Raw genomic sequence first — 13,042 nt, 5'->3', positions numbered from 1 at the left:
GCGCCTCGCTCCGGTCGGCGGGTGCGGCCGTGCCTGAACGTGCAGGTTACGCCAGTTTTATTTTTTTTGGTATGACAAGGCCGAAAGGGGCGAGGCCCGCGAATTGCTAAGTTGCGCCTGCGCCAAAGCCGCGAACCGCGCCGATTTGATTCGTCATCCTGATGTTTAACGCGCGAGTCAACGGCGCGGCGCACGCGCGGCGATCAGCACAAGCGCGGCAAGCGAGACAGCGAGCAGAATCAGCGCTAGCGCCGACGCGGGCAGATAGTAGCCGCGATTGACCTGCCCCACGACGACGATCGGCACCGTCGCGAAGCCCGGCGGATAGACGGTCAGCGTCGCGCCCAGTTCGCCGAGCGACAGCGCGAAGCCGAGCGCCAGGCTCGCGCGGATCGCGGGCACGAGTTGCGGCAACACCACGCGCGCAAGCACCATGCGCGGCGGCGCGCCGAGACTGGCGGCCGCTTCGCGCAGCGTCGTCAGCTCGGGACGTAACGCGGCCGCCGCGCACCGATAGCAGAACGGCAGCACGAGCGCGAGCTGCACGAGCACGACAATCGCGGCCGATCCCGACAGATCGAGCGGACGCTTGTGATACGCGATCAACACCGCGAGACCGAGCACGACGCTCGGCACGCCGCTGCCCATCATCGCGACGGCATCGACGAGCGCGCCGAGTCCGCGCCGGTCGTGACCTTCCAGCGCGAGCGCGAGCCACAGGCCGAGGGCCGTGCCGAGCATCGCGACGCCGAGGCCGACTTCGAGACTCGTCGTGACCGCATCGAGATCGCTCGATGAAAGCCGCGCGAACCAGCGCAGGCTGACGCCATCGGGAAAGATCGTTCCCGACCAGTGCGACGCGACGCTCGACAGCGCAACGACGGCCACCGGCAATACGAAAAGCCAGAAGCAGAGCAGCGCGACGAAGCCGGTGAACGCGATGCGAAGCAATGCGCCGGGCGTGAAGCGCGATGAAGCCGAAAGCTGCATGTCAGCGCCCTCCCGAGCGGCGGTCGACACGCCGATACAGCGCGTAGAGCGACAGCGACATCAGCAGCATCACGACCGATCCCGCCGCCGCAGTGGGCAGATCGAGATCTACGGTCGCGGCGCTGTAGATCGCGATCGGCAAGGTGATCAGATGCGCGCTGCCGAGCACGAGCAGAATGCCGAATTCGTTCAGCGTAAGCAGGAAGCACAGGATCGTGCCCGCCGCGATGCCTGGCCACGCGAGCGGCAAGACGACCTTCATGGCGACCATCCAGCCGTCGGCGCCGAGGCTCTTCGCCGCTTCGACGAGGCGCATGTCGAGGGTCGCGTACGACGCGAGCGTCGGGCGTACGACGAACGGCGCATAGAACACGACTTCCGCGAGAATCACGCCGCCGATGCCGAAGAGGAAATCGAGCGGCGCCGCATCGAGCGAAAAGAGCCGCTGCAGGCCGATGCTCACCGAGCCTTGCGAGCCATAGAGAAAGATCAGCGTGAACGCCACCAGAAACGACGGAAACGCGACGAACAACTCCAGGAAGCGCGTGAGCAGACGCGCGCCCGCGAACGGCCTGAAGAACAACATCGACGCGAGCGCGACGCCGAGCAGCGACGCGATGCCCGCGCTCGCGAAGAGGATGCCGAGCGTCGTGCCGATCATGCCGCGCGTTTCCGGATTGCCGAAGAACGCGGTGTACGCGTGCAGCGTGAAGCCGTGCGGCCCGGTCACGCTCAACATCACGAGCCGCGCGAGCGGATACACGACGAGCGGCCCGAGAACGCACACGAGAATGAAGAGCAGATGCCACTGCCCCTTGCGCTCGCGGCGCTTCGCCTCTTGCGCATGCGCGGCGAACTGCGCGGAGAGATCCGCATCGCTGATGCCGCCTTCGTTGCGCGCGACGCTGTCAGGAACGAACAAGGACGACATCGTCAGCCTCGAAGCGAAGTGAAACGCGCGTGCCTTTGTCGGGCATGCGTGAATGGCCGCGCTGCGTCGTCACGAGCACGGGCTCGCCGGGCAACGCATCGAGCGCGACGGAAATCGAAAGCGCCGCGCCATACCATTCGACGGACGCGATCGTGCCATGCAGCGGACCTTCGCCGAGCGGCACGATCATGAAGCGCTCGGGACGAATGCACGCGAGACGCTCGCGGTCGTCGTGCCGCGCATCGCCGACGGGATACACCACGCGCGGCGGCAGGAGATTCGCCGCGCCAAGATAGCGCGCGACGAACGCATCGTTGGGCGCGTCGTAGAGTTCGCGCGGCGCGCCGAGTTGCGCGATGCGGCCATCGCGCATCAGGAGCGTGCGATCGGAAAGCACGAGCGCGTCATCCTGATCGTGCGTCACGCAGACGATCGTCAGGTTCGGCAAGCGCTCATGCAGCGCCTTCAGTTCGCTGCGCACCGACGCGCGCAGGTTCGCATCGAGCGCGGACAGCGGTTCATCGAGCAGCAGCACATCCGGTTCGATGACGAGCGCGCGCGCCAGTGCGACGCGCTGCTGCATGCCGCCGGATAACTGCGCAGGCATGACGTGACCGGCATCGGCGAGCTGCACGAGCTTGAGCGCATCGGCGACGCGTCTTGCTATTTCGCTCGTCTTCAGCTTGCGCGCGCGCAGGCCGAACGCGACGTTATCGAATACGGAGAGATGCGGAAAGAGCGCATAGCTCTGGAACAGCAGCCCGAGATTGCGTTGATGCGGCGGCACGTGCGTGAGATCGCGGCCCGCGATGGAGAGCGTGCCCGCGAGCGCATCGGCCTTGACGAATCCCGCGATGAAGCGCAGCAGCGTGGTCTTGCCGCAGCCGCTTCGGCCGAGCACCGTCAGGAACTCGCCGCGATCGATGTGCAACGAAATATCGTCGAGCACGGTGCGCGCGCCGAAGCGCACCGAGAGACGATCGATGTGCACGCCCGGCGTGCAGTGAGCGCCGGGCGCTTCTTGAGGAACGGCGCTCACGTTACGACTTCGGCTTGACGACTTCGGTCTGCTTGCCCGAGTTGCCGATCACTTCGGTCTTCCAGCGCTCGGTCCAGCCTGCCTTCTTCTGCATGACGACGTTCCAGTCGACCGGAATCAGCTTCACGCCCGAGATCGCCTGCTTCACCGCATCGCCGTTCTTGCCGGCGAGCGGCACATCGGTGCGGCCCGGGATGCCGTAGATATCGGGCACCTTCGCCTGCACATCCGACGACATCAGATAGTCGATCAGCTTCTTGCCCGCCGCCTGATTCGGCCCGCCCTTGATGAGGCCGATAGCGTAGGGCAGCTGGAACGTGGTCGGCGCTTCGCCGGCCTTGTGCGAAAGGAAGAGCGGCTTGATCGAGAGGCCGCCGTTCGCGGCATCGTCGAGGTCCATTTGCAGGTCGCCGTTTGCGAAGGCGATCTCGTTACGCGAGAGCAGCACGTCGAGATAGCCCGTGCCCTTGGTGTGGAACTTCGCGCTTTGCTCGAGCGACTTGAGATATTCGAAGGCTTTGTCCTCGCCCATCAGCGCGGAGGTGAGGATGATGACGGCCATGCCGTCGCCGGCCGTTGCCGGATTCGAATACGCGATCTTGCCCGAGTAGTTCGGATGCAGCAGATCGGCGAACGTTTTCGGCGCTGTCTTCGTGACTTCCGGATTGATCGCGAACGAGAAGTAGTTGTTCACGAACGTGGCCCATGCGCCGTCTTGCGCTTTCGCGATCGCGGGCACGTTCTTGTAGTTCACGCTCTGATACGGCTGCAGGAGGCCGCCTTGCTGCGCTTGCTGAATGAACGGCGGCAACGTGACGAGCACATCCGCTTTGGGCGAATCCTTTTCGACGGTCGCGCGGTTCACGACTTCGCCGCTGCCCGCGGTGACGATGTTGACCTTCACCCCTTCTTTCTTTTCGAATGCGGGAAGCACGTCCTTGTAGAGATTCTCGAGGCCGTCGGCGGTGTAGAGGACGACGGCGTCGGCGGCGTGCACGGGCATCGCGGCAAGGATCGTGAAAGCGGCGGCGAACGCCGGCAGCACGTTGCGCGCGAGGCGGAAATCGCGGGTCATGGTGAACTCTCGTTTTTTGGGGATGGTGGATGGTCGGGCGCGACCTTCCGACCCGAAGGATTGCAGAGATCTGTGACATCGACGTGAAGGCGCCACAGTGCGCCACGTATCTGCACATTTCGCCAAATGGGAGGGCTTTTGTTTTGCTTGCTTTTGTTTTGCTTGCTTTTGTTTTGCTTGCTTTTGTTTTGCTTGCTTTTGTTTTGCTTGCTTTTGTTTTGCTTGCTTGGGCTTCTATGAAATCCTGGTTTCGTGTCGGTCTATTTGCTCTGCCCCTGTGCGGGGCGGCAGTCACTTTCTTTGCTGCTGCAAAGAAAGTAACCAAAGAAACAGCTATCCCCATCCAAAGTACTTCACACCGGCCCCGGCACAGAAGATCGTATGTGGTCCGGCAGTAGCCAGTGCCCTCACAAAACTCTCCGGGCTTGGATCGCGCACGGTCTGACACATCGCGCCGCTTAACCAACTGGTTCAGCACCAAATAGCTCCGGCACAGCGCTACGCGCTGCCGATGGGTTTGCAAGGGAAACCAGCGGTGGGCGAATGCGGAGAGATAGAAGCATTAGCAAGGAAGTGTGCGGCGCCCCGATTGACCGGTCGGCCGCGAAGCGGGCTGGAGCTAAATCGCGCCTTACCAGTCAGTTAAACGGTGCGATGTGGCAGACCGTGCGCGATCCAAGCCCGGTTAGGCCTTTGAGGGCACTCGCTACTGCCGGACCACATACCATCTTCTGTGCCGGGGCCGGCCTGAAGCACTTTGGATGGGACAAGCTGTTTCTTTGGTTACTTTCTTTGCAGCAGCAAAGAAAGTGACTGCCGCCCCGCACAGGGGCAGAGCAAATAGACCAACGCGAAAACAGGATTTCATAGAAGTCCAAGCAAGCAAACAAGCAAACAACTAAGCCACAAGCAACTCCGGCCCCCGAGAAGCAATAACCCGCCGAATACCCTTATCAGGCGCAGCCTCGGTAACAAGATACCGCACCAACTCGAACCCTCGAATCCTCACCGGCGTAACCAAACCAAACTTCGACCGATCAGCAACAACGACAGCACAACCCGCGGAAGCAATCATCCCCCCGCGCACTTCGGCGGCGAGCCGCGAATAATCCGTTAGATGCCCATCGACAGTAATCCCCCCCGCCCCAATGAAAGCAAAATCCGCGTGATACTGCGAAAGCTGCTGGATCGTATCCAGCCCGAACGTCGCGTCTTCGAGGTCCGCGATCTCACCGCCAAGCAACGTAACGCGATTGCCATTGCGCCGTGCAAGCAGCATCGCAATACGCCAGTCATTGGTATAGACCGTCAGCCGATGCCGCTGTGCTAGCGCACGCGCCACCGCCTGCGTCGTGCTCCCCGAATCGATGATGAGCGAAGCCCCATCCGGCACGAACGCCGCCGCGCGCACACCGATAGCATGCTTCGCCGCCGCGTTCTCCCCTTCGCGCACATCGACATGCGGCTCACGACGATCGACCGACAGCGCGCCGCCATGCGTCGTCGTCACGAGGCCGCGTTCAGCAAGCGTGTTCAGATCGCGCCGCACGGTCTCGCGCGACACGGACAGCGCGCGCACGAGATCGGCCACCGCGAGCGCGCCATGCTTGTCCAGCTCGGAAAGGATGTACTGGTGACGTTGTTCGGCGAGCATCGGTCGATCAAGGAAAATGGAAGCAAGGCGGCGTGTGGAGTTTAGCGGCCTTATGTGGCATTTCCTTGGCAAGCGCAACGCGTCAAGCCATATCGCGCAACGCATTCTTTCCGCCGCGTGCGCAATCGAAGAGCGCGCGTCCGCTAGACTCTTTCGCTCCGCTCGAGCTTCGAAAAAGGCATCCGATGTACAAGAAAGGCGTGGTGATCGAAATTCAGTTTCCCCCCGAACGTTTGAACGACGCAGCGGGCGATCCTTACTGGATCGATCTCACACTCGACGAAGCAAAGCGCTTGCATGCGCAGCTATCGCGGCGCTTCGCGAGCGATGCCCGCGCGAACCAGCCGCTCGACACCTTCACGATCGAATGAGGCGTCCCGACCGGCGAGTGCACGGTTAGACAAGACGAACCCGCGTCATCGGACCGATACTGCGGCATCTCCTCTCGCCACATGCCTCACATGGTTTCGATTCTCGCCGCGCCCGTCTTCGTGTTCCTCTGGTCGACAGGGTTCATCGTCGCGCGGGCGATCACGCCCTACGTCGACCCGAATCTGTATCTGCTCGCGCGCTTTGCCGGCACGACGCTGCTGTTTTTCGCGATCGCCGCCATCACGCGCACGCCGTGGCCCAGGGGCCGCGACATCGGCCGGCATTTGTTCGCCGGCGCGCTCCTTCAAGGCGTCTATCTCGGCGCGGGCTACTGGGCCGTCGCTCAAGGGCTCGGCGCGGGCATCATGGCGCTGCTCGGCGCGCTCCAGCCGCTTCTTACCGCCGCCGTGGCCGCGCGGCTCTTCGGTGAACGGCTCTCGCCGCGCGCATGGAGCGGGCTCGTGCTCGGCCTCGTCGGCGTGGCGCTCGTGCTCGCGCCGAAGATCGCCGCGAGCGGCGCGCATATCGGTCACGCGCCGAACGGACACGCGCCGCAATGGCTCGTCGTGACGATCGCGGTGCTCGCCGTCGTCGCGATCACGGCGGGCACGCTCTATCAGAAGACCTCGCTCGCGCACGCCGATATCCGCAGCGCCAGCGCGCTGCAGAACGCCGGCGCGGCGATCGTCGCGCTGATACTCGTACTCGCGCTCGACGAACATCGCTTCATTGCATCGACGACGACGTGGCTCGCGCTCGCATGGGGCATCCTGATGCTGTCGGGCGTCGCGACGACGCTGCTCGTGTGGATGGTCCGCCGTGGCGACGCATCGCGCGCCACCGCCCTGCTGTTTCTCGCGCCGCCGCTCGCCGCGCTCGAAAGCTATGTCGCGTTCGGCGAAACGCTCGACGCGGTGCAGCTGGCGGGCTTTGCGGTCGCGCTCGCAGGCGTGCTGCTCGCGCGCGCGAAATAGAAAACGCGAGAAGCAGCACGTCGACGGAAACTCAGTCGGCCGTCTCCGCGCCCGCCGGAATGTGCTCGCGCACCGCCTTGCCAGGACCCGGCGACCACGCCGGCCGCGTCTTCCTGCCCGTATCGACGACGACGACGTAATGCCCCGCCCACGGCGTCGTCTTGCGCGTGGCCTTCAGGACCCACATCGACTGGCCTTCAGCGACGCGCGCCTCGTATTGCGCATCGATGATGCCGTGGTGATCGAAGAACGTATTCAGCGTCGACGGGATGCGCACGCAGCCCTTCGAATGCCGCATGCCGAGCAGGGGCTCGAGCTTCTCGGGATCGGTGGCATGCATCTGGAAACGCATCGGCGATTTGCCGCCCTTGCCCCAGCCGCGCTCGCCGTCGGCCCAGCCGAAATCGTAGATGCGCATGTCGCGCGCGCCATAGCCACGGATGTTGAACTCGTTCAACGTGCCCTCGGCGCGGAAGTCCATGTTGCCCGGCACGTGCTGGAACACGCCGAGCGGCGTGACGAAATGATCGAAAGTGCCGGGACGCCCCGTCGAGACCGGCGACGCGCCGATCATCGACCATGCATCGCCCGCCTTCGCGCGGAAGTAGACGAAGATCGCCTGCACGTTCGCGCTGCGATCGACCATCACGACGAACTCGTTGGCGAGATCGCCGCGGCCGTCTTCATCGAGCACGTGTTGCAACAGGCGGCCATAGGCCTGCTGGTCCGCGACAGGCACCGTCAGCCGCCTGTCCACTTCCTTCGCGTACGTCTGCCGCATTGCGAATGCGCCCGTCGGCGGCATGCCGGTGCGCTGCGCGAAATTCGGCTCCGGTGGCTCCTGCGGCAAGGGCACTTCGGGCGCCTGCGCTTCCGACGCGGCACTCGCGGCACTCGCGGCACTCGCGGCCGATGCCGCACTTGCCGCCGAGGCGGCGGAAGCCTCGGAAGCCGCCGACGCGCCCGCAGCCCCCGACGCCGCTGGCGCGGGCATCGGCACGGGCATGGCGGGAAGCGCGCGCGCGGGTACGCTCGCGCCCTGCGCAATGCCGGCGCTCTGCGGCATCGGCGGAACGGGCGTGCGGGGCGCCAGAGGCGCGACGGGCCGCGCCGTCACATGGCCCTGCGCCGACGTTCCCGATGCCCCCGACGCCGCCTGCTGCGCGTGCGCCGCCGTCGCAATCGAAAGAAGCGCGCCAGCCGCTGCGCTCACGAAAAACCTCGCGCCGAACGGCGTCTTGTTCTTGCCTGCCTGCTGCATCGATTCGAATGATCCCCTTTGCCTTCGGCCCGCGGACGATCCACTGGATCGACCGGTTCGAGCGGCGCATGCGCGAAGCCGCGGCGCGCATCGACAAAAAAGCCGGTGCGCACGAGACACCGGCTTCGCCGCTACATAACGTTCGTCAGGGGAGGCTCAGCAAAGTTCATTCCGGGCGCGCGCGACGAGGCTCGCGCCGGAGATTCGTCAATGCAGGCGGGTGGACGCGTCGCCGGAAGCCGAGGCGCGGGCGCGCAAGGGCAAGTCGCGAAACCGCTGATGGCAGAGCCGTTGCGCGATCGCCTCACCGATGTAGGGCACGTCGGTCGCGAGCTTCGCGGTCGCATAGGCCTCGGCGGTGCCCGCGCCGTGGACCTCGATGTCGCTCGCATAGCCGCCGAGCTCGTGTTCGAGAAAACGCCGCACGTCGCGCGCGGCGCAGCGCTGGGGAAGATTCCAGACGAGCAGGTTCATCGCCGCCACCTTCTTGCGCGCACGCGCACGGGCGCACGGCGCGGCCCGGCCATCATGCGCGCCGCGAGCGTACCGACAACGAACAGGGACACATAAACGAACATCATCGCAACTCCACGGCCAATTTCGAGATAGCTCCATACTAATCCCGTAGACCGCGCGCGTGCCGCGACATTCCGCCTTTTTCAATAGATGTTCTAAATCGGACGGATGCGGGGAACCAATCGTCAGAAGCCGCTGCACGTCATGCTGGAAAGATTCGGATACCGATTGGGCCAGTCGCCCGCCATCGCGGTCTGCGCGTCTTTGAGGGTGATATCGCCGGTGCAGACGCAGCGCTTCAGATAGACCGCGAGCCGCTCCTTGCGGCGCTGGCCCGCGCGGCCTTCCCAGCGGCGCAGATCGAGATTCGCGGGCGAGTTGGGCGAGCCGCCGAGCAGCACCGGCATGCGGTGATCGAGCGCGTATTCCGCCGCGAACGATGCGTCGATGCTGCGCTGCTTCAAGAGCCGCTCTTTCTGGCGCATCTGGATTTCGAAGGACGGCAGCACGCGATCCACGTAGCCCGGCACGCAGATCGTATCGATGATGGTTGTCTGCGTGACGCGCGCATCGAGCCATTCGGCGCGTTGCGCGCACGACGTGCCCGGCATGAACGCGAACACCGCGCAGCAGCACGCCAGCACCGCGCGCGCGGTCCGGCCGGTGCGGCCCGCGCCTGGCTTCGGTTCCTCGATGAACCCGTTGTCCCTTCGACTCATTCCTCTATGCGCCATCCATCGCGGCCGCGATCGCCGCATGTTTTCGAGATGATCGGAGGTTCAATTAAAACACACGAATCGCGCGTTGCACGCGAAGCGTCGATCGCGCGTGTCGAAGCGCGTCGGGACGACGCATCGGATGGTAAGGAGCGTTACGCGACACGGCCCGCGAGCGCCGCGTCGAGCGCGGCATCGAGCGCTTGTTCCGCCGCGGCGAATGCCGCGAACGATGCCGCGATGCGCGCGTCGTCCTCGCCGTTGCGGTCCTCGTCGATTGCGTGCTCGCAGTCGCGCTGCAACGCGACGCACGCGCGCACGAACGGCGCCGCCCCGATCACCGCCGCAGCGCCCTTCATGCGATGCGCGATGTCGCGCAGGCGCGCGTGATCGCAGTCGCCGAATGCGGCGTGCGCGTCGGCGAGATCTTGCGCGTTGGCAGCCTTCAACGTGTCGACGAGCGCGCCGGCCTGCTCGCCGAAGCCCGCAAGCAACGCGCGGTCGAACAGTGGCGTTTCGGCTTCGGCTTCGGCTTCGGCTTCGGCTTCGGCTTCGGCTTCGGCTTCGGCTTCGGCTTCGGCTTCGGCTTCGGCTTCGGCTTCGGGCGACTGCGTGCGCGGCGGCGGCGCACCGGCGGACACGTCCCGGTCGAGCGTGGCGGCGAACAACGCGTCGCGCAAATCGTCGAGACCGAGCGGCTTCACGAGACACGCGGTCATGCCCGACGCGATCGCCCGCGCCGCCGCCTCGGGTTGCGCGTTCGCGGTCAGGCCGACGATCGGCACGGCGCGCTTCGCCGGATCGTCCGACGCGTCCCGTGCTTCTTCGTCGCGGATCGCCCGCGCCAGCTCCTCGCCGCTCATTTCGGGCATCGAGCAGTCGGTGAGAATGACGTCGAACGCACGCGGCCCGGCGCGCCAGCGCGCGAGCGCGCTCTTGCCGTCGACGGCCAGTTGCGCGGTGCCGCCGAGCAGCCTGATCTGCCCGTCGAGCACGATACGGTTGGCCGGATGATCGTCTACGACGAGCACGGACAGGCCCGCGAGCGACCCGGCGGCCGCGCTCGCCGCCGCGGGCCGCGCATCGGCGGGCGGCGCGACGGCATCCGCGACGGAAAAATCGATCCGCACCGTGAAGCGCGTGCCGCGCCCCGGTTCGCTCGACAAATCGATTGCGCCGCCCATCATCGTGACGAGCCGCTTGCTGATGGTGAGTCCGAGTCCGGTGCCGCCGTAGTGGCGCGCGCGGCCTTCGTGCGCCTGCACGAAAGGCGTGAAGAGCATGGCCTGCTTTTCCGGCGCGATGCCGATGCCCGTGTCCGATACCGCGAGCGTCACCGCGCGCCTGCCCTCGCGCGGCGGCGCGACGCCATACTCGAGCGTGACCGCGCCGATCTCGGTGAACTTGATCGCGTTCGACAGCAGATTGCCGACGACCTGCCGCAAGCGCTGGCCATCGGCGAGGATCCAGGCCGGAGCGCCATCGGACAGACGCTTCACGACGAGCCCGACGCCCTTCGCGCGCGCGGCGGGCTCGTAGATGGCCGCGACGCCCGCAATCCACGCATCGATCTCGAGCGGCGCCGGCGCGAGCACGAGCCGCTCGGCCTCGATCTTCGCGACATCGAGCAGGTCGTCGATCATGCCGAGCAGATCGAGCGCGGCGCGGTGCGCGGTCGAGAGGGCGCGCTCGGTCGCGGCGCGTTCTCCGGGCGCGCGCAATTCCATTTCGAGCAGACCGAGCACGGCGTTCATCGGCGTGCGGATTTCGTGGCTCATCGTCGCGAGGAAGGTCGATTTCGCGCGGTTCGCCGTTTCGGCCTCTTCCTTCGCGGCGCGCATCGCGTTTTCGGCCGCGATCCGGCGCGCGATCTGCACGCGCAGCGTCAGCGCCCAGCCCGCGAGCACGAACAGGAACGCGGCGCCGAGCAACGCGCCGAGCTCGACCTGCGGGCGGCGGCGCTCCCACAGCATCTCGGGATGTTCGGAGAGCTGCCAGCGCGCGCGGATCGCCTCCAGTTCCGGCGGCGGCAGACTCGCGATCGCGCGATCGACGATGCCGCGCAGCACCGGCTCATTGGCCGCGACGATGAGACCGTACGGCACCGGCTGCGTCGACAGCACGCCGCTCAGCACGAGCTTGCCGCGATACGGATTGCCCACCGCGTAGTTCGCGAGGGCCAGATCCACGATGGTGGCATCGGCCTCGCCTTTGGCCACGGCGCGGAACTGTCCTTCGAAGGCACGCGTGGGGACGAACCGCGCCCCCGGCGCATGCTTCGTCAGGAGATCGTGCAGCAGCGAAGCGTTCGGCAGCGCGATCCGCTTGCCCGCGAGCGCGGCGGCATCGCGCAGCGGCGGCTGACCGGCCGCGGTCACGATCCCAAGAATGCCTTCCCCGGTCGGCACGGTGGCGACGCCGCCGGGCATGGCCGACGCATCGCCCACGCCGTACGGCAGAATCGCCGACGCGCCGCTTTGCAGGTCGGCTTTCAACTGCTCCGTGGTATCGCGCACGCGGGCCTCGAAGCGCAAACCCGTGACGCGCGCGATCGCATCGAGAAAATCGACCGCGGCGCCTGCCGGCCGGCCGCGCGAATCGCGGAACGTCAGCGGCGCGCCCTGCGCGAGCATCGAATAGCGCACCACGGGATGCGCGCGGACCCATGCGCGCTCTTCGGCGGTCAGCTCGATCTGCTTCTCCAGCGTGACCACGGACGCGCCCGGATTCCAGCGCGCACGCTCGACGAGAATGAATGCCGGCGGCAGCGCGGCGAGCGCATCGTCCACCCGTTTGCGCAGCGCGCGCGCGTCCGGCCGGTTCGCCGCGAACGCGAAGCGGTAGCCGTCTTCGTCGAAGGCCGCGACGCCGGTGATGGTCAGATTCGGCAGATCGAAATGCGTGATCGTGTAGGCGGCGGCGGTCATGTCGCCGACGAAGGCATCGGCATCGCCGAGCGATACGGCGAGCAACGCGCCGATCAGATCGGCATGGGCGGCCGGCTGCATCGACGGATACGCGGACTTCAAACGCGCCGGCGAGGTTTGCGCATCGACATAGGCAAGCCGATGCGTCGGTGCGCGCTTTTCGAGCGGCTCGACGAAGACCTGCTTGATGGGCAGATACGGACGGCTGTAGTCGAGCGCGGCGCCGCCGTCCTCGCCGGTCGCGCCCGTGGCCATGTCGATTTCGCCGCGGATGAGCGCCGCGACGAGCGCGGCGCGGCTCGGATAAAGGCGCCAGTGCGCTTCGGCATCGAGCGCGCCGGCGACAGCCTGCGCATAGTCGACCGATATGCCGCGCGGTTCCGGCAGGCGCTGACCGCGTTCATGGGCCATGTCGAGCGGCGGCGTCATGCCCGGCACCGCGCCGATCACGATGCGCCCTTGCGCGTGCGCCGCCGTCGCGCACAGCACGCCTATCAGGATAAAGGCCACGCGCGCCGCGCACGCGCGCCATCGCGCGAGCCCGAACGGCACGGTGTCGCCACGATGTCTCGCACGATTGAACAAGC

General features: G+C 66.2%; 12 protein-coding genes. 3 read left to right on the top strand and 9 right to left on the bottom strand.

Features of this window, described 5'->3' with window-relative positions:
* Positions 1–177 precede the first annotated feature (177 nt).
* Genes phnV through phnS form a run of 4 tightly spaced genes read right to left on the bottom strand, consistent with a single transcriptional unit; the run spans position 178 to position 4,035 of the window.
* Entirely contained in the window at positions 178–990 is an 813-nt protein-coding gene (phnV, locus tag AC1Z32_RS27785) for a 2-aminoethylphosphonate ABC transport system, membrane component PhnV (RefSeq protein WP_483482054.1), read from the bottom strand.
* A gap of 1 nt (position 991) precedes the next feature.
* Positions 992–1,921: a 2-aminoethylphosphonate ABC transporter permease subunit gene (phnU, locus tag AC1Z32_RS27780; protein WP_483482053.1), complete on the bottom strand. Its 930-nt coding sequence runs from the start codon at positions 1,919–1,921 to the stop codon at positions 992–994.
* Positions 1,899–2,960, bottom strand: a complete 1,062-nt coding sequence (gene phnT / locus AC1Z32_RS27775) for a 2-aminoethylphosphonate ABC transport system ATP-binding subunit PhnT (protein ID WP_483482052.1) — start codon at positions 2,958–2,960, stop codon at positions 1,899–1,901. The genes phnU and phnT overlap by 23 nt, the downstream gene beginning before the upstream one ends.
* 1 nt (position 2,961) lies before the next feature.
* Positions 2,962–4,035, bottom strand: a complete 1,074-nt coding sequence (phnS, locus tag AC1Z32_RS27770; RefSeq protein ID WP_483482051.1) for a 2-aminoethylphosphonate ABC transporter substrate-binding protein — start codon at positions 4,033–4,035, stop codon at positions 2,962–2,964.
* 29 nt (positions 4,036–4,064) lie between these two features.
* On the opposite strand from phnS, the gene AC1Z32_RS27765 reads away from it, so the two are divergent.
* Entirely contained in the window at positions 4,065–4,433 is a 369-nt protein-coding gene (locus AC1Z32_RS27765) for a hypothetical protein (protein WP_483482050.1), read from the top strand.
* A 500-nt stretch (positions 4,434–4,933) separates the two neighbouring features.
* Here the strand turns inward: AC1Z32_RS27765 and AC1Z32_RS27760 are convergent, their stop codons facing one another.
* Positions 4,934–5,689, bottom strand: coding sequence for a DeoR/GlpR family DNA-binding transcription regulator (locus AC1Z32_RS27760; RefSeq protein ID WP_483482049.1), 756 nt, complete (start codon positions 5,687–5,689; stop codon positions 4,934–4,936).
* 185 nt (positions 5,690–5,874) lie between these two features.
* Between AC1Z32_RS27760 and AC1Z32_RS27755 the strand changes: the two genes are divergently transcribed.
* The gene (locus tag AC1Z32_RS27755; protein ID WP_062603768.1) at positions 5,875–6,060 is read left to right on the top strand and encodes a hypothetical protein; all 186 of its coding nucleotides are present in this window, start codon (positions 5,875–5,877) and stop codon (positions 6,058–6,060) included.
* A gap of 90 nt (positions 6,061–6,150) precedes the next feature.
* On the top strand, positions 6,151–7,035 hold the full coding sequence (locus tag AC1Z32_RS27750; RefSeq protein ID WP_483482048.1) for a DMT family transporter: 885 nt from the start codon (positions 6,151–6,153) through the stop codon (positions 7,033–7,035).
* 31 nt (positions 7,036–7,066) lie between these two features.
* Here the strand turns inward: AC1Z32_RS27750 and AC1Z32_RS27745 are convergent, their stop codons facing one another.
* The 4 genes from AC1Z32_RS27745 to AC1Z32_RS27730 form a co-directional block, all read right to left on the bottom strand.
* On the bottom strand, positions 7,067–8,296 hold the full coding sequence (locus tag AC1Z32_RS27745; RefSeq protein ID WP_483482047.1) for a L,D-transpeptidase: 1,230 nt from the start codon (positions 8,294–8,296) through the stop codon (positions 7,067–7,069).
* 207 nt (positions 8,297–8,503) lie between these two features.
* Complete coding sequence (locus tag AC1Z32_RS27740) at positions 8,504–8,770, bottom strand: RNA-binding protein (protein ID WP_483482046.1); 267 nt, start codon at positions 8,768–8,770, stop codon at positions 8,504–8,506.
* Between the two features lie 227 nt (positions 8,771–8,997).
* Positions 8,998–9,531 carry a hypothetical protein gene (locus tag AC1Z32_RS27735; protein ID WP_483482045.1) on the bottom strand — a complete coding sequence of 178 codons (534 nt, stop codon included), beginning with the start codon at positions 9,529–9,531 and terminating at the stop codon, positions 8,998–9,000.
* A gap of 152 nt (positions 9,532–9,683) precedes the next feature.
* A complete protein-coding gene (locus AC1Z32_RS27730; protein ID WP_483482044.1) occupies positions 9,684–13,040 on the bottom strand; it encodes an ATP-binding protein in 3,357 nt (1,118 codons plus the stop codon).
* Positions 13,041–13,042: the final 2 nt, after the last annotated feature.

Source organism: Caballeronia sp. 11_S32 (assembly GCF_056930355.1).
Note: the sequence above shows the minus strand (reverse complement) of the source record. Positions and strands in the feature narration are given on the sequence as shown.

What these genes read in the sequence shown, in the direction of transcription:
- AC1Z32_RS27750 (WP_483482048.1), top strand. Translation starts at nt 6,151, where the DNA reads ATGGTTTCGATTCTCGCCGCGCCCGTCTTCGTGTTCCTCTGGTCGACA.
- AC1Z32_RS27745 (WP_483482047.1), bottom strand. Translation starts at nt 8,296, where the DNA reads ATGCAGCAGGCAGGCAAGAACAAGACGCCGTTCGGCGCGAGGTTTTTC.
- AC1Z32_RS27765 (WP_483482050.1), top strand. Translation starts at nt 4,065, where the DNA reads ATGGTCGGGCGCGACCTTCCGACCCGAAGGATTGCAGAGATCTGTGAC.
- phnV (WP_483482054.1), bottom strand. Translation starts at nt 990, where the DNA reads ATGCAGCTTTCGGCTTCATCGCGCTTCACGCCCGGCGCATTGCTTCGC.
- phnS (WP_483482051.1), bottom strand. Translation starts at nt 4,035, where the DNA reads ATGACCCGCGATTTCCGCCTCGCGCGCAACGTGCTGCCGGCGTTCGCC.
- AC1Z32_RS27740 (WP_483482046.1), bottom strand. Translation starts at nt 8,770, where the DNA reads ATGAACCTGCTCGTCTGGAATCTTCCCCAGCGCTGCGCCGCGCGCGAC.
- AC1Z32_RS27755 (WP_062603768.1), top strand. Translation starts at nt 5,875, where the DNA reads ATGTACAAGAAAGGCGTGGTGATCGAAATTCAGTTTCCCCCCGAACGT.
- phnU (WP_483482053.1), bottom strand. Translation starts at nt 1,921, where the DNA reads ATGTCGTCCTTGTTCGTTCCTGACAGCGTCGCGCGCAACGAAGGCGGC.
- AC1Z32_RS27735 (WP_483482045.1), bottom strand. Translation starts at nt 9,531, where the DNA reads ATGAGTCGAAGGGACAACGGGTTCATCGAGGAACCGAAGCCAGGCGCG.
- AC1Z32_RS27760 (WP_483482049.1), bottom strand. Translation starts at nt 5,689, where the DNA reads ATGCTCGCCGAACAACGTCACCAGTACATCCTTTCCGAGCTGGACAAG.